Genomic DNA, 14,204 nt, shown 5'->3' with positions numbered 1-14,204 from the left:
GGTCAGCCCCGGGCCTACGGCGAAGAGCAATACATGATCGGTGCAAGGGGGCCCCGGCCGGCAGCCGGGGCGCGGTCGCCCTTACCAGGAAGCCTTGGACACGCCCGGCAGCTCACCGCGGTGGGCCATCTCCCGGATGCAGACCCGGCAGAGACCGAACTTGCGGTAGACCGCCTTGGGACGCCCGCACCGCTGGCAGCGGGTGTACGCGCGAACCGAGAACTTCGGCTTCGCGGCCGCCTTGAGGATCAGCGCCTTCTTGGCCATCTCAGTTCTCCTTGAACGGGAAGCCCAGGAGCTTGAGCAGCGCCCGGCCCTCGTCGTCGGTCGTGGCGGTCGTGACCACCGTGATGTCCATGCCCCGCTGGCGATCGATCTTGTCCTGGTCGATCTCGTGGAACACCGACTGCTCGGTCAGGCCGAACGTGTAGTTGCCGTGCCCGTCGAGCTTGCGCCCGTCCAGCCCGCGGAAGTCGCGGATACGCGGCAGCGCGATGGAGAGCAGGCGGTCCAGGAACTCCCACATCCGGTCGCCGCGGAGGGTGACCTTCGCGCCGATCGGCATGCCCTCGCGGAGCTTGAACTGCGCGATGGACTTGGTCGCCCGCCGCACCTGCGGCTTCTGGCCGGTGATGGTGGCCAGGTCCCGGACGGCGCCGTCGATCAGCTTGGCGTCCCGGGCGGCCTCGCCGACACCCATGTTCACGACGATCTTGACCAGCCGCGGCACCTGCATGGGGTTGCCGTAGCTGTGCTGCTCCTGCAGCTTGGCCACGATCTCGTTGCGGTACCGCTCCTTGAGGCGCGGCATGGTCTTGGTTTCGGTAGCCGTGGTCATCACAGGTCCTTACCGGTGCTACGCGCGATGCGGACCTTCTGGCCGTTGTCGTCGATGCGGTATCCGACGCGGGTCGGGTTCCCGTCGGAGTCCACGACCATCACGTTGGAGACGTGGATCGGGGCTTCCTGGGTGACGATGCCGCCGGTCTTGGCGCCACGCTGGGTGGTGCTGATGCGGGTGTGCTTCTTGACCCGGTTCACGCCCTCGACCAGGACCTTGTCCTGCCGCGGGTAGGCCGCGATGACCTTGCCCTTGGCGCCCTTGTCCTTGCCGGCGATGACGACGACCGTGTCGCCCTTCTTGACCTTCACGGTCACAACACCTCCGGCGCGAGGGAAATGATCTTCATGAACCGCTTGTCCCGCAGCTCCCGACCCACCGGGCCGAAGATGCGGGTACCGCGCGGGTCCCCGCCGTCCTTGATGATGACGGCGGCGTTCTCGTCGAAGCGGATGTACGAGCCGTCCGGCCGCCGCTTCTCCTTGGCGGTGCGAACGACGACGGCCTTGACGACGTCGCCCTTCTTCACACCGGCACCCGGGATCGCGTCCTTGACCGTGGCCACGATGACGTCGCCGATGCTCGCGTAGCGCCGACCGGAGCCACCGAGAACCCGGATGCACAGGATCTCCCGGGCACCCGTGTTGTCGGCGACGCGCAGTCGCGACTCCTGCTGAATCACGTCTATCTCCTATGTCTGCCGGTTCTCCGGCCGCCTGCCGCGACCGGAGCCTGGCGGAACCTGCGCCCGGCTGACGCCGGGCGAGCTCGAGCCTTCGCTACTTGGCCTTTTCCAGGATCTCCACGAGCCGCCACCGCTTGGTGGCGGACAGCGGCCGGGTCTCCATGATCAGGACCCGGTCGCCGATGCCGGCGGCGTTCTGCTCGTCGTGCACCTTCAGCTTGCTGGTACGGCGCATGATCTTGCCGTACAGCGCGTGCTTGACCCGGTCCTCGACCTCGACGACGACGGTCTTGTCCATCTTGTCGCTGACCACGAGGCCCTCGCGCACCTTGCGGCGGGCCCGCGCGGCGGCGGTGGTGGCGGTGTTCTCACTCATGACGCAGTCACCTCAGTCGGCGCGGCCGAGAGACCCAGCTCGCGCTCACGCATGATCGTGTAGATCCGGGCGATCTCCCGACGGATGACCTGCAACCGCCGGTTGTTGTCCAGCTGACCGGTTGCGGCCTGCACGCGGAGGTTGAACAGCTCCGCCTTGGCCTCGCGCAGCTTCGTGACCAGCTCCTCCTCGGAGAGCTCACGCAGCTCGGAGGCCTTAACGCCCGCTGCCATCAGGATTCACCCACTTCGCGCGTAACAATGCGGCACTTCATCGGGAGCTTGTGGATCGCGCGACGCATCGCCTCTCGCGCGATCTGCTCGTTGGGGAAGGACATCTCGAACAGGATCCGCCCCGGCTTGACGTTCGCGACCCACCACTCGGGCGAGCCCTTGCCGGAACCCATCCGGGTCTCGGCCGGCTTCTTGGTCAGGGCCTGGTCCGGGAAGATCGAGATCCAGACCTTGCCGCCACGCTTGATGTGGCGGGTCATCGCGATACGCGCCGACTCGATCTGCCGGTTCGTCACGTACGCCGGCTCGAGAGCCTGGATCCCGAACTCGCCGAACACCACGCGGTTGCCACCCTTGGACGCGCCGTGGCGGTCCGGGTGGTGCGGCTTGCGGAAGCCCTTCGGGGGCTTGCGCGGCATCAGCATCTGTCAGCCCTCCTGCTGCGTTTCTGCCGCGGCGGCGACGGCGGACGTGTCCACCGGCTCGCCACTCGGCGTCTCGGCCTGCTGCGCGATCGTGGTCGCGGCAGCCCGGCCGGCCTCGGTGCCACCGGCGGTCGTGCCGGACGAACCGGACCGACCACGGCGCGGCCGCTCGGGGCGGTCGCCGCGCTCACGGCGCGGGCGCGACGGAGCCTCGGCCGGGGTCTCCCGACCCGGCACCGCGTCGCCCTTATAGATCCAGACCTTCACGCCGATCCGGCCGAAGGTGGTACGGGCCTCGAAGAAGCCGTACTCGATGTTGGCCCGCAGCGTGTGCAGCGGAACCCGGCCCTCGCGGTAGAACTCGGTCCGGCTCATCTCGGCGCCGCCGAGGCGGCCCGAGACCTGCACCCGGATGCCCTTGCAGACCGGGTTCTTCATCGCCGACTGCATCGCCTTGCGCATCGCCCGACGGAAGCTGACCCGGCTGGAGAGCTGCTCGGCGACGCCCTGGGCGACCAGCTGCGCGTCCGACTCGGGGTTCTTCACCTCGATGATGTTCAGCTGCACCTGCTTGCCGGTGAGCTTCTCCAGCTCGCCGCGGATCCGGTCGGCCTCCGCACCCTTACGGCCGATGACGATGCCCGGCCGGGCGGTGTGGATGTCGACGCGGACCCGGTCCCGGGTGCGCTCGATGTCGACCTTGGAGATGCCGGCCCGCTCCAGACCCTTGGACATCATCCGGCGGATCTTGACGTCCTCGCCGATGTAGTCCTTGTAGAGCTTGTCCGCGAACCAGCGGGACTTCCAGTCGGTCGAGATGCCGAGCCGGAACCCAGTGGGGTGAACCTTCTGACCCATTACTCGGCGCCCTCCGTCTTGCTCTCCGTCTCAGCGGCCGCAGGCTGCTGCGCCGGGGCGGCCTTCTTCGCCGCGGACTTCTTCGGCGCGGCCGGCGCGACCGCCTCGACCGCCACGGTGATGTGGCAGGTGCGCTTGCGGATCCGGTACGCCCGGCCCTGCGCCCGCGGCCGGAACCGCTTCATGGTCGGGCCCTCGTCGACGAACGCCTCGCTGACGAGCAGCGCGTCGGGGTCCAGCCGCTCGTTGTTCTCCGCGTTGGCGATCGCGCTAGCGAGCACCTTGTAAACCTGCTCGCTCGCAGCCTGCGGCGCGAACTGCAGCACCGTGAGCGCCTCCTTCGCGGGCAGGCCGCGGACGAGGTTGACCACCCGGCGCGCCTTCATCGGCGAGATGCGCACGTGCCGCGCAACCGCCCGCGCGCCCGGAAGCACCGGAGCGTCGCCCTTTCCTGGCATCGCTGTAACCCCTTGTTCCTCTATCCGTATGCCCGCGGCTCAGCGCCGGCGGCTCTTCCGGTCGTCCTTCTCGTGACCCTTGAAGGTGCGGGTCAGCGCGAACTCGCCGAGCTTGTGCCCGACCATCGCCTCGGTGACGAACACCGGGACGTGCTTACGTCCGTCGTGCACGGCGATCGTGTGGCCGAGCATCTCGGGGATGATCGTCGAGCGCCGCGACCAGGTCTTGATGACGTTCTTCGAGCCCTTGTCGTTCTGCGTCTCCACCTTCTTGAGCAGGTGGTCGTCGACGAACGGGCCCTTCTTCAGGCTGCGAGGCATGTCTTATCTCCCTCAGCCGCGCTTACGCGTGGCGTAGCGGCGGCGGACGATCAGCCGGTCGCTCGGCTGGCCCTTACGACGGGTGCGGCCCTCGGGCTTACCCTGCGGGTTGACCGGGTGGCGACCACCGGAGGTCTTGCCCTCACCACCACCGTGCGGGTGGTCGACCGGGTTCATGGCGACACCACGGACGGTCGGGCGCTTGCCCTTCCACCGCATCCGGCCGGCCTTGCCCCAGTTGATGTTCGACTGGTCGGCGTTGCCGATCTCGCCGACGCTGGCGCGGCAGCGCACGTCGACGCGCCGGATCTCGCCGGACGGCATACGCAGGGTCGCGTACGCGCCCTCGCGGCCGAGGAGCTGGATGCCGACGCCGGCCGAGCGGGCCAGCTTGGCGCCGCCACCCGGACGGAGCTCCACGTTGTGGATCGTCGTACCGACCGGGATGTTGCGCAGCGGCAGGTTGTTGCCGGGCTTGATGTCGGCGCCCGGACCGGACTCGACCGCGTCGCCCTGCTTCAGGTCCTTCGGCGCGATGATGTACCGCTTCTCGCCGTCGGCGTAGTGCAGCAGCGCGATGCGCGCGGTGCGGTTCGGGTCGTACTCGATGTGCGCGACCTTCGCCGGCACGCCGTCCTTGTCGACCCGCTTGAAGTCGATCAGACGGTACTGGCGCTTGTGGCCGCCACCGTGGTGCCGCGCGGTGATCCGGCCGTGGGCGTTACGCCCGCCCTTCTTCGGCAGCGGCACCAGCAGCGACTTCTCGGGCGTCGACCGGGTGATCTCGGCGAAGTCGGCGACGCTGGAGCCACGCCGGCCCGGCGTCGTCGGCTTGTACTTACGGATAGCCATTGTCTACACCCCTCAGCTGACCGGGCCGCCGAAGGCCTCGATACGGTCACCGTCAGCCAGCTTCACGATCGCCCGCTTGGTGGCCTTGCGCTGACCGAAGCCGGTCTTGGTGCGCTTGCGCTTGCCCTCGCGGTTGAGCGTGTTGACCGTCAGGACGCGGACGTTGAAGATCTGCTGGATAGCGATCTTGATCTCGGTCTTGTTGGCGTCCGGGTGCACCAGGAAGGTGTACCAGTTCCGGTTCAGCTCGCTGTAGCTCTTCTCCGAGACGACCGGCGCGATGATGACGTCACGCGGATCGGCGATCGTGCTCACTTGTCACCCTCCTCGGTGGTCTCGGCCGGCACACCCAGGAACTCGTCCAGGGCGTCCTTGGTGAAGACCACGTCGTCGGCCACCAGCACGTCGTACGTGTTGAGCTGGCCAGCCTCGATCAGGTGCACCCGCGGCTCGTTGCGCAGCGACACCCAGTTCAGCTCGTCGGTGCTGCTCAGCACGACCAGGACGCGCCGCGCCTCGGTCAGCTTGGTCAGCGTGGCCAGGGCGGCCTTGGTCGACGGCTTCTCGCCCGAGACGAACGCCTCGACGACGTGCACCTGGCCGGCGCGGGCCCGGTCGGAGAGGGCGCCACGCAGGGCGGCGGCCTTCATCTTCTTCGGGGTCCGCTGGCTGTAGTCGCGCGGCACCGGGCCGTGGACCACGCCACCGCCGGCGAACTGCGGCGCGCGGATCGAACCCTGGCGGGCCCGACCGGTGCCCTTCTGCTTGTACGGCTTCTTGCCGCCACCGGCGACCTCGCCGCGGGTCTTGGTCTTGTGCGTGCCCTGCCGGGCGGCCGCGAGCTGGGCCACCACGACCTGGTGCATCAGCGCGATGTTGGCCTGGACGTCGAAGACGTCGGCGGGCAGCTCGACGGTGCCGCTCTTCGTGCCTTCGACGTTGAGCACGTCAACGGTGGTCACTTGGCCGCACCGCCCTTCTTCGCCTTGACCTTGGCCGCGGTGCGGACCAGGACCAGCGCGCCCTTCGGGCCGGGGATGGCGCCGCGGACGAGCAGGAGGTTGTTCTCGGTGTCGACCGCCTGGACGGTCAGGTTCTGGACGGTGTAGCGCACGCCACCCATCCGACCCGCCATCCGGGTGCCCTTGAAGACGCGACCCGGGGTGGCGCAGGCGCCGATGGAGCCCGGCGAGCGGTGCTTGCGCTCGACACCGTGGCTGGCGCGCAGACCGTGGAAGCCGTGCCGCTTCATCGGGCCGGCGTAGCCCTTGCCCTTGGTCTTGCCGGTGACGTCGATGGTGACGCCCACCGGGAACTCCTCGACCGTGACCTCCTGGCCCAGCGAGTAGTCCGCGGCGTCCGTGGTGCGCAGCTCGACGATGTGCCGGCGCGGCGCCACGTCCGCCTTGGCGTAGTGCCCGGCGAGCGGCTTCTTGGCCTTGCGCGGGTCGATCGTGCCGTACGCGAGCTGGACCGCGGAGTAACCGTCCTTCTCGGCGCTACGAACCTGGCTGACGACGCACGGGCCGGCCTGAACCACGGTCACGGGCACAACCTTGTTGTTGTCCCAGACCTGGGTCATGCCGAGCTTGGCGCCCAGGATCCCCTTGACTTGCCTGTCCATTTGTCCGGTCCCTACAGCTTGATCTCGATGTCGACGCCAGCCGGCAGGTCGAGGCGCATGAGCGAGTCGACCGTCTTCGGGGTCGGGTCGATGATGTCGATCAGCCGCTTGTGCGTACGCATCTCGAAGTGCTCGCGCGAGTCCTTGTACTTGTGCGGCGAGCGGATAACGCAGAAACGGTTGATCTCCGTGGGCAGCGGCACCGGGCCAGCGACCTGCGCCCCGGTACGCGTCACCGTCTCGACGATCTTCCGAGCCGAGGAGTCGACGACCTCGTGGTCATAGGCCTTGAGCCGGATGCGGATCTTCTGTCCCGCCATGGTGGCTTCTGTTCCTTCTCTCGATGCCGCTGTGTTGCGGGCGCCTGCACCGGCTGGTGCAGGCCCACTTCCGCCGACCCCCGCGGTCGGGCGTGTCGCGCCCTCGGACCAGGCTCCGCCCCGGGACCCCGGAGCTCTGCTGGCCATGCGGTGGGTCAATGGCGCCGATCGCGTTCACCGCGACCCGGACGCCGTGCGAGGGTGGTTGGCCGCCCAGTGGCAGGCCAACCACCCTACGCGCGACTGTTCAACGACCCGGAGGTCCAACGGATGCCGGACACGGGCGAGGAACTGCCGTTACGCAACCTGACTAGTATGCCGCACGACCGGCGGCCACGCTAATCGGGGTTACCCAGTTCACTTGACGATCTTGGTGACCCGACCCGCGCCGACCGTACGGCCACCCTCCCGGATCGCGAACTTGAGGTTTTCCTCCATCGCGATGGGCTGGATGAGCTTGACGCTCATCGTGGTGTTGTCGCCCGGCATGACCATCTCGGTGCCCTCGGGCAGCGTGACGACGCCGGTGACGTCCGTGGTGCGGAAGTAGAACTGCGGGCGGTAGTTCTGGAAGAACGGGGTGTGCCGGCCGCCCTCCTCCTTGGAGAGGATGTAGACCGTCGCCTCGAACTCCGTGTGCGGGGTCGTGGTGCCCGGCTTGATGACGACCATGCCGCGCTCGACGTCCTCGCGCTTGGTGCCACGCAGCAGGAGACCGACGTTCTCACCCGCGCGCGCGTCGTCCAGGGTCTTCCGGAACATCTCGATCGCGGTGACCTTGGTCTTGAAGCCCTTCTCGCGGATGCCGACGACCTCGACGTCCTCGTTCGGGAGCAGCACGCCACGCTCGACACGACCAGTGACGACGGTGCCACGACCGGTGATCGTGAAGACGTCCTCGACGGGCATGAGGAACGGCTTCTCGGTCTCGCGCTCCGGCTGCGGGATCGCGGTGTCGACCGCGTTCATCAGCTCGAGCAGCTTCTCGGTCCACACCGGGTCGCCCTCGAGCGCCTTCAGCGCGGAGACCTGCACGACCGGCAGGTCGTCGCCCGGGTACTCCTGCGAGGAGAGCAGCTCGCGGACCTCGAGCTCGACGAGCTCCAGGAGCTCGGCGTCGTCGACCATGTCGCTCTTGTTGAGCGCCACGACGATGTACGGCACACCGACCTGACGGGCCAGCAGCACGTGCTCGCGGGTCTGCGGCATCGGGCCGTCGGTCGCCGCCACCACCAGGATCGCGCCGTCCATCTGCGCGGCACCGGTGATCATGTTCTTGATGTAGTCGGCGTGCCCGGGGCAGTCGACGTGCGCGTAGTGCCGCGCCTCGGTCTGGTACTCGACGTGCGCGATGGAGATCGTGATGCCGCGGGCCTTCTCCTCCGGCGCCTTGTCGATCTCGTCGAACGGGGTGTACGGGTTCAGGTCCGGGAACTGGTCGTGCAGGACCTTGGTGATGGCCGCCGTCAGCGTCGTCTTACCGTGGTCGATGTGACCAATGGTGCCGATGTTGACGTGCGGCTTAGTCCGCTCGAACTTCGCCTTCGCCACTGGTGTCCTCCTGTGGACTTCTTGGTTCTTCTCGCCCCGGCACGCCAGGTAGGCGCTTAGGACTCTGTCGACAGCCTTTCCGGCCTTGCGGCCGGAGAGCTTTTGTGGGTTCTGCGGCGATGAAGCCTACAGGCCCGGTCTCACACAACCCGACCGAGGTGGCCGCGGGCGGGAGCACCCTCCCGCGACCAGCCCTGGTTCATCGGATCAGCTCAGGCGAGCGTCACTCACCAGTCGCCTTGGCGATGATCTCCTTGGCCACCGAGGCCGGAATCTCGGCGTAGGAGTCGAACTGCATGCTGTAGCTAGCCCGGCCCTGGGTCTTCGACCGCAGGTCGCCGACGTAGCCGAACATCTCCGACAGCGGCACCAGCGCCCTCACGATGCGGGTGCCGCTGCGCTCCTCCATCGCCTGGATGATGCCACGGCGGGAGTTGAGGTCGCCGATGACGTCACCCATGTTCTCCTCGGGAGTGGTGACCTCGACGGACATCACCGGCTCGAGCAGCGCCGGGTCGGCCTTGCGGGCCGCCTCCTTCAGCGCCATCGAACCAGCGATCTTGAACGCCATCTCGGACGAGTCGACCTCGTGGTACTGGCCGTCCACCAGCGTCAGCTTGACACCCACCAGCGGGAAGCCGGCGAGAATGCCGTACTGCATGGCGTCCTGGGCGCCGGCGTCCACCGACGGGATGAACTCCCGGGGGATCCGGCCACCGGTGACGGCGTTCGCGAACTCGTAGGTCGGCGCGTCGTTGTCCAGCGGCAGCGGCTCCAGGCTGATGATGACCCGGGCGTACTGGCCGGAACCACCGGTCTGCTTCTTGTGGGTGAACTCGACCTTCTCCACCTTGCGGCGGATGGTCTCGCGGTACGCCACCTGCGGCTTGCCGATGTTCGCCTCGACGTTGAACTCGCGGCGCATCCGGTCGACCAGGATGTCCAGGTGCAGCTCGCCCATGCCGGAGATGACCGTCTGGCCGGTCTCGTCGTCCAGCTTGACGCGGAAGGTCGGGTCCTCCTCGGCCAGCCGCTGGATGGCGGTGCTGAGCTTCTCCTGGTCGGCCTTGGTCTTCGGCTCGATGGCGACCTCGATGACCGGCTCCGGGAAGGTCATCGACTCCAGGATGACCGGGTTCGCCGGGTCGCACAGCGTGTCACCGGTGGTGGTCTGCTTCAGACCCTGCACCGCGATGATGTCGCCAGCCTGGGCCGAGCCGCGCTCTTCCCGCTTGTTGGCGTGCATCTGGTAGATCTTGCCGATCCGCTCCTTGCGGTCCTTGGTGGAGTTGACCACCTGGGACCCGGACTCGACCACGCCGGAGTAGACCCGGACGTAGGTGAGCTTGCCGAGGTGCTTGTCGGTCTGGATCTTGAAGGCGAGACCGGAGAACGGCTCCGTCTTCGACGGCTTCCGCTGCAACGGCGTCTCGCCGTCGGTGGCGGTGCCCTCGATGGCCGGGATGTCCAGCGGCGACGGCAGGAAGTCGACCACGGCGTCGAGCATGGGCTGCACGCCCTTGTTCTTGAACGCCGAACCGCACAGCACCGGGTTGGCCTTGCTGGCGATCGTGGCCCGCCGGATGGCGGCCTTGATCTCCTCGACGGAGATCTCCTCGCCCTCCAGGTACTTCTCCATCACCGCGTCGTCGACGTCGGCCAGGGTCTCCATCAGCTTCTCGCGCCACTCCGCAGCGGAGTCGGCGAGGTCGGCCGGGATCTCCTCGATCGCGTAGTCCTCACCCTTCTGGGTCTCCCCGCGCCAGGTGAGGGCACGCATGCCGATCAGGTCGACGACGCCGATGTGGTCGCCCTCGAGCCCGATCGGGATCTGGAGCACCAGCGGGGTGGCGTTCAGCCGGTCGATCATCATCTGGACGCAGCGGAAGAAGTCCGCGCCGGTCCGGTCGAGCTTGTTGACGAAACACATCCGCGGGACGTTGTACTTGTCGGCCTGACGCCAGACGTTCTCCGTCTGCGGCTCCACACCGGCGACGCCGTCGTAGACCGCGACCGCACCGTCCAGCACCCGCAGCGACCGCTCGACCTCGACCGTGAAGTCGACGTGACCGGGCGTGTCGATGATCTGGATCGTGTGGCCCTTCCACTCACACTTGGTGGCAGCGGAGGTGATGGTGATACCACGCTCCTGCTCCTGCTCCATCCAGTCCATGACGGCAGCGCCCTCGTGGACCTCACCGATCTTGTACGTGATACCGGTGTAGAAGAGGATCCGCTCGGTGGTAGTGGTCTTACCGGCATCGATGTGCGCCATGATGCCGATGTTGCGTACGTTGGCGAGCGCGTCTGCGGCGGCCACTTCAATCCCTACTTATCGTCGTCTCGACACAACTGGTGGTGGTTCCGGCGCCCGCGGGCGCCGGAACCAGATGTGTTACCAGCGGTAGTGCGCGAAGGCCTTGTTCGACTCGGCCATCTTGTGCGTGTCCTCGCGCCGCTTGACGGCGGCGCCGAGGCCGTTGCTCGCGTCCAGCAGCTCGTTCATCAGCCGCTCGACCATGGTCTTCTCGCGCCGGGCGCGGGAGTAGGTGACCAGCCAGCGCAGGCCCAGGGTGGTCGCCCGGGCCGGGCGGACCTCGACCGGGACCTGGTAGGTGGCGCCACCGACACGGCGGCTGCGCACCTCGAGGGTCGGCTTGACGTTGTCCATCGCCCGCTTCAGGGTGACGACCGGGTCGGTGCCGGACTTCTCGCGGCAGCCCTCCAGGGCCGCGTACACGATGCGCTCGGCGAGCTGGCGCTTGCCGCGCAGCAGGATCTTGTTCACCAGCTGGGTGACCAACGGCGAGTTGTACACCGGGTCAGCGACCAGCGGCTTCCGCGGAGCAGGTCCCTTACGCGGCATCTCAGCTCTTCTCCTTCTTCGCGCCGTAACGGCTGCGCGCCTGCTTGCGGTTGCGGACACCCTGGGTGTCCAGCGAGCCGCGGACGATCTTGTAACGCACGCCGGGGAGGTCCTTCACCCGGCCGCCGCGGACGAGCACGATGGAGTGCTCCTGCAGGTTGTGACCCACGCCCGGGATGTAGGCGGTCACCTCGATCTGGCTGCTGAGCTTGACACGAGCGACCTTGCGCAGCGCCGAGTTCGGCTTCTTCGGGGTGGTGGTGTACACACGGGTGCACACGCCGCGCCGCTGAGGGGAACCCTTCAGCGCCGGGGTCTTGGTCTTGCTCGTCTTCGCCTGGCGGCCCTTTCGGACCAGCTGCTGGATCGTGGGCACCGGGTTTCTCCGCTCCCTTCGGCCGCCTTCCGGCGACCGCGCCGTCTGCTCGTAGCCATCCCTCGTGGAAAGGCTCTCCTACATTCCGGCCAGGCCCACCTCGCGGAGGTCCCGGCACCCGCGGTCGGGCGTGTCGCCCGGCTCACGGTTCCGGCGCAGTCGCTCGCGCGCGCACCGGCTTTCTGTCACCGGCACACGGTCACCGCGCGCCGGGTCTTCTTGGCTCTGTCGTGCTGCCGCGCGATCACCGGGCATCCGGTTCCAACGCACGCACGAGTTGCCCGGGCGAGCCCGGGCACAAGGGGAAAGAGTACCTATCACAGCCGCACAGGTCAAAACGGAGAGGTCCCGGAGATCGGCGTCACCGCCCTGCCGGCCGAACCGTCGCGCCTGCCCACCCGCGATGGGCACCTACAGAAACAAGTGTAACGGCTACCCCGGCACCCGGCCCGTCGGCCCTGGGAACGCCTCCCGCCCCGCCCGCCACCTGCCCGGTTCAGGCCGAGCCGCCCCGGGCTGAGCCGCCATGTCGGCGAGATGGCGGTATCCCGGCACCCACAACCCCACCATGTCGCCGACATGGAGTCGATCAAGCCGGGCCACACCGGGCCACACCCGGAGCCCGCCCCAGCCGAAGCCAGCCCAGACAGAGCCAGGCCAGAGGGAGCAGACAGCGGCGCAGGCCCCAGGGGTGACTCAGGCCCGACGAGGGGGCTTAGCGCAGGGCGGAGGCTCAGGCCAGGGCGAGCAGCAGGGCCAGGCCGAGACCCAGCAGGCTGAGCACCATACCCACCGCGCCGCAGCTGATCCCGGCCACCGCCAGGCCACCGCCGGTGAAGCGCACCGCGGGCGGGGGTGCCGGACGCCGGATCTGCCGCCGGCCGAGCAGGCCGGCCACCACCGCCGCCGTGCCCGCGAGCAGTCCCAGGACCGTGAACACGCCGGCGGCCCAGGCCCCCTGGCTGCCCGCGGTCGCCCCGAGACAGATCACCAGGAACGACACGAGGGTGGAGGCGATGCCCGCCACCAGGGACCCGATCGCGAGCCCGGACGTCACCGGGGGCACGTCGAGGTGCACCACGCCGAACGGGGTGCCCGGCACCGGGTCGACCCGCTTGGGCGGCCGGGCCGCCTCCTTCGGCGGCGGGGGCGCCGCCCCCCAGCCGGTGCCCGGCCCGCCCCAGGCGCCGCCCGGTGCCTGGCCCGGGTATCCCCCCGGCGCGCTCCCCGCCTGGGCTGCAACGGGATGCCCCGCCCAGGGGGCGGGACCCGGTTGCGGCCAGGCCGGCGGCTGTGGGGCTGGGCCAGGCTGCACAGCGGTAGCCGGCTGCGTGGCAGGAGCCGACTGCGTGGCAGGGCCCGGCTGCACGGGAGAGAACGGCTGCCCGAAGGAGGCGGGCGGTGCCGAGGCACCCGGCTGCGCAGGCGAAGCGGCTTGCGCAGGAGGACCAGCTTGCGCAGGGGAAGCCGGCCGCGCAGAGGAGTCAGGCTGCGCCGCCGAAGGACCCGGGGGCACGGCGGAGGCCGGCGGTGACCCGGAACTCGACCGCGCGGCATCACCGGCTCCCAGGCCGGGGCCGAAGGGGCCGGACTGCGGCGACGGGCCGGCCGCCCGGCCAGGATCGAGCTGCGGTGGAGAGCCGGCCGCCCCACCGGGACCGAACTGCGGCGGAGCGCCGGCCGACGGGCCGGGACCGGGCCCGGGGAACGGATCGGGCTGCGGGAACGCACCGGCGGAAGGCCCGGTGCTCCCGATCGACGGGGAGACCGACGAGGCGTCGGCGGCGGGCACGCCCGGTGCCTGCGGATCGGCGTCGGCGGGGGGCCGGGCCCACGGGGACTCCTCCGGCGCTGCCGGCGACCCCGCCGGATCCGGGAGCGCGGCGGATCCCTCCGCCGACTCGCCCGAGGGCCGCGCCGGTTCCGTCACGAGGGCCTCCTGTCACCGGTCGTCGCCCGTCGCCGCGCGACGGACACCGGCCAGGCTACCGCCGCCCGGCCAGCCCCGTGGTCGCGCGTCGACGTCTCCCCCGCGCGGGGCGGTCAGTCCACGTTCGGGGCGTAGTCGTGGCCGAACGGCGTGCCGGCCGACCGGACCAGGCCGATCACCAGGGCCGCCACCACGACCGCCGCGACCAGGACCAGCCCGGCCCAGGCCAGGCGCTCCCCGCGCCGCAACCAGGCCGCGCCGGTGAGGAAACCCCCCGAGGCGTACGCCTCGCGGCGGGCCTGCCGGGCGAGCACGAGAGCGAGCGTGGCCGGCACCACACCGCCGACGAACAGCCCGGTCAGCGCGCCCATCAGGCCGAGCGCGAAGACCGCCCGCGCCTTGCTGGAGCGCACCGGGTCGGGGTCGAGCGGATGGCGTGCCCCGTGCGGGGCGACGGGCACCTGCCCGGGTGCGATCGTCATGCCCTC

The 14,204-nt window shown here is 69.3% G+C and carries 21 protein-coding genes; all 21 read right to left on the bottom strand.

Going from position 1 to position 14,204, the window contains the following annotated elements:
- Positions 1-81 precede the first annotated feature (81 nt).
- The gene (locus HDA31_RS02310; RefSeq protein ID WP_007073023.1) at positions 82-267 is read right to left on the bottom strand and encodes a type Z 30S ribosomal protein S14; all 186 of its coding nucleotides are present in this window, start codon (positions 265-267) and stop codon (positions 82-84) included.
- Between the two features lies 1 nt (position 268).
- A complete protein-coding gene (gene rplE / locus HDA31_RS02305) occupies positions 269-838 on the bottom strand; it encodes a 50S ribosomal protein L5 (protein WP_007073024.1) in 570 nt (189 codons plus the stop codon).
- Complete coding sequence (gene rplX, locus HDA31_RS02300; RefSeq protein WP_007073025.1) at positions 838-1,158, bottom strand: 50S ribosomal protein L24; 321 nt, start codon at positions 1,156-1,158, stop codon at positions 838-840. Before rplX ends, rplE begins: the two co-directional genes overlap by 1 nt.
- Positions 1,155-1,523: a 50S ribosomal protein L14 gene (gene rplN, locus HDA31_RS02295; protein ID WP_007073026.1), complete on the bottom strand. Its 369-nt coding sequence runs from the start codon at positions 1,521-1,523 to the stop codon at positions 1,155-1,157. Before rplN ends, rplX begins: the two co-directional genes overlap by 4 nt.
- 97 nt (positions 1,524-1,620) lie before the next feature.
- Complete coding sequence (gene rpsQ / locus HDA31_RS02290; protein WP_178066442.1) at positions 1,621-1,902, bottom strand: 30S ribosomal protein S17; 282 nt, start codon at positions 1,900-1,902, stop codon at positions 1,621-1,623.
- Complete coding sequence (gene rpmC, locus HDA31_RS02285; protein WP_007073028.1) at positions 1,899-2,135, bottom strand: 50S ribosomal protein L29; 237 nt, start codon at positions 2,133-2,135, stop codon at positions 1,899-1,901. The genes rpsQ and rpmC overlap by 4 nt, the downstream gene beginning before the upstream one ends.
- Complete coding sequence (gene rplP, locus HDA31_RS02280; protein ID WP_043965519.1) at positions 2,135-2,560, bottom strand: 50S ribosomal protein L16; 426 nt, start codon at positions 2,558-2,560, stop codon at positions 2,135-2,137. Before rplP ends, rpmC begins: the two co-directional genes overlap by 1 nt.
- 3 nt (positions 2,561-2,563) lie before the next feature.
- Positions 2,564-3,418 carry a 30S ribosomal protein S3 gene (gene rpsC / locus HDA31_RS02275; RefSeq protein ID WP_074472522.1) on the bottom strand — a complete coding sequence of 285 codons (855 nt, stop codon included), beginning with the start codon at positions 3,416-3,418 and terminating at the stop codon, positions 2,564-2,566.
- On the bottom strand, positions 3,418-3,876 hold the full coding sequence (rplV, locus tag HDA31_RS02270; RefSeq protein ID WP_043965515.1) for a 50S ribosomal protein L22: 459 nt from the start codon (positions 3,874-3,876) through the stop codon (positions 3,418-3,420). Before rplV ends, rpsC begins: the two co-directional genes overlap by 1 nt.
- Positions 3,877-3,915: 39 nt before the next feature.
- The gene (gene rpsS, locus HDA31_RS02265; RefSeq protein ID WP_007073032.1) at positions 3,916-4,197 is read right to left on the bottom strand and encodes a 30S ribosomal protein S19; all 282 of its coding nucleotides are present in this window, start codon (positions 4,195-4,197) and stop codon (positions 3,916-3,918) included.
- 12 nt (positions 4,198-4,209) lie between these two features.
- A complete protein-coding gene (gene rplB / locus HDA31_RS02260) occupies positions 4,210-5,049 on the bottom strand; it encodes a 50S ribosomal protein L2 (protein ID WP_043965513.1) in 840 nt (279 codons plus the stop codon).
- A gap of 12 nt (positions 5,050-5,061) precedes the next feature.
- Positions 5,062-5,364, bottom strand: a complete 303-nt coding sequence (gene rplW / locus HDA31_RS02255) for a 50S ribosomal protein L23 (RefSeq protein WP_007073034.1) — start codon at positions 5,362-5,364, stop codon at positions 5,062-5,064.
- Positions 5,361-6,011: a 50S ribosomal protein L4 gene (gene rplD / locus HDA31_RS02250; protein WP_074472520.1), complete on the bottom strand. Its 651-nt coding sequence runs from the start codon at positions 6,009-6,011 to the stop codon at positions 5,361-5,363. Before rplD ends, rplW begins: the two co-directional genes overlap by 4 nt.
- On the bottom strand, positions 6,008-6,673 hold the full coding sequence (gene rplC / locus HDA31_RS02245) for a 50S ribosomal protein L3 (protein ID WP_074472519.1): 666 nt from the start codon (positions 6,671-6,673) through the stop codon (positions 6,008-6,010). The genes rplD and rplC overlap by 4 nt, the downstream gene beginning before the upstream one ends.
- Before the next feature lie 11 nt (positions 6,674-6,684).
- Positions 6,685-6,993 (bottom strand): 30S ribosomal protein S10, encoded by a 309-nt coding sequence (gene rpsJ / locus HDA31_RS02240; RefSeq protein ID WP_007073037.1) that lies wholly within the window; start codon positions 6,991-6,993, stop codon positions 6,685-6,687.
- 357 nt (positions 6,994-7,350) lie between these two features.
- Complete coding sequence (gene tuf, locus HDA31_RS02235) at positions 7,351-8,544, bottom strand: elongation factor Tu (protein WP_043965499.1); 1,194 nt, start codon at positions 8,542-8,544, stop codon at positions 7,351-7,353.
- A 223-nt stretch (positions 8,545-8,767) separates the two neighbouring features.
- Positions 8,768-10,864 (bottom strand): elongation factor G, encoded by a 2,097-nt coding sequence (fusA, locus tag HDA31_RS02230; protein ID WP_178066443.1) that lies wholly within the window; start codon positions 10,862-10,864, stop codon positions 8,768-8,770.
- A 75-nt stretch (positions 10,865-10,939) separates the two neighbouring features.
- Positions 10,940-11,410 (bottom strand): 30S ribosomal protein S7, encoded by a 471-nt coding sequence (rpsG, locus tag HDA31_RS02225; RefSeq protein WP_013735957.1) that lies wholly within the window; start codon positions 11,408-11,410, stop codon positions 10,940-10,942.
- 1 nt (position 11,411) lies between these two features.
- Positions 11,412-11,786: a 30S ribosomal protein S12 gene (gene rpsL / locus HDA31_RS02220; protein ID WP_014440718.1), complete on the bottom strand. Its 375-nt coding sequence runs from the start codon at positions 11,784-11,786 to the stop codon at positions 11,412-11,414.
- Between the two features lie 733 nt (positions 11,787-12,519).
- Positions 12,520-12,888 (bottom strand): hypothetical protein, encoded by a 369-nt coding sequence (locus HDA31_RS02215; RefSeq protein ID WP_074472517.1) that lies wholly within the window; start codon positions 12,886-12,888, stop codon positions 12,520-12,522.
- A gap of 941 nt (positions 12,889-13,829) precedes the next feature.
- Positions 13,830-14,198 carry a hypothetical protein gene (locus tag HDA31_RS02210; RefSeq protein WP_074472837.1) on the bottom strand — a complete coding sequence of 123 codons (369 nt, stop codon included), beginning with the start codon at positions 14,196-14,198 and terminating at the stop codon, positions 13,830-13,832.
- Between the last annotated feature and the right edge of the window lie 6 nt (positions 14,199-14,204).

It is taken from the genome of Micromonospora carbonacea, from assembly GCF_014205165.1.
GTDB lineage: Bacteria > Actinomycetota > Actinomycetes > Mycobacteriales > Micromonosporaceae > Micromonospora > Micromonospora carbonacea.
This window is presented reverse-complemented; position numbering and strand designations above follow the sequence as displayed.

Excerpts from the sequence above, each read along its gene's own strand:
- rplB (WP_043965513.1), bottom strand. The coding sequence starts at position 5,049 with ATGGCTATCCGTAAGTACAAGCCGACGACGCCGGGCCGGCGTGGCTCC.
- HDA31_RS02310 (WP_007073023.1), bottom strand. The coding sequence starts at position 267 with ATGGCCAAGAAGGCGCTGATCCTCAAGGCGGCCGCGAAGCCGAAGTTC.
- rpsQ (WP_178066442.1), bottom strand. The coding sequence starts at position 1,902 with ATGAGTGAGAACACCGCCACCACCGCCGCCGCGCGGGCCCGCCGCAAG.
- rpsS (WP_007073032.1), bottom strand. The coding sequence starts at position 4,197 with ATGCCTCGCAGCCTGAAGAAGGGCCCGTTCGTCGACGACCACCTGCTC.
- rplE (WP_007073024.1), bottom strand. The coding sequence starts at position 838 with ATGACCACGGCTACCGAAACCAAGACCATGCCGCGCCTCAAGGAGCGG.
- rpmC (WP_007073028.1), bottom strand. The coding sequence starts at position 2,135 with ATGGCAGCGGGCGTTAAGGCCTCCGAGCTGCGTGAGCTCTCCGAGGAG.
- rplC (WP_074472519.1), bottom strand. The coding sequence starts at position 6,673 with ATGGACAGGCAAGTCAAGGGGATCCTGGGCGCCAAGCTCGGCATGACC.
- rplV (WP_043965515.1), bottom strand. The coding sequence starts at position 3,876 with ATGCCAGGAAAGGGCGACGCTCCGGTGCTTCCGGGCGCGCGGGCGGTT.
- rpsC (WP_074472522.1), bottom strand. The coding sequence starts at position 3,418 with ATGGGTCAGAAGGTTCACCCCACTGGGTTCCGGCTCGGCATCTCGACC.
- rplP (WP_043965519.1), bottom strand. The coding sequence starts at position 2,560 with ATGCTGATGCCGCGCAAGCCCCCGAAGGGCTTCCGCAAGCCGCACCAC.
- HDA31_RS02210 (WP_074472837.1), bottom strand. The coding sequence starts at position 14,198 with ATGACGATCGCACCCGGGCAGGTGCCCGTCGCCCCGCACGGGGCACGC.
- rpsJ (WP_007073037.1), bottom strand. The coding sequence starts at position 6,993 with ATGGCGGGACAGAAGATCCGCATCCGGCTCAAGGCCTATGACCACGAG.
- rpsG (WP_013735957.1), bottom strand. The coding sequence starts at position 11,410 with ATGCCGCGTAAGGGACCTGCTCCGCGGAAGCCGCTGGTCGCTGACCCG.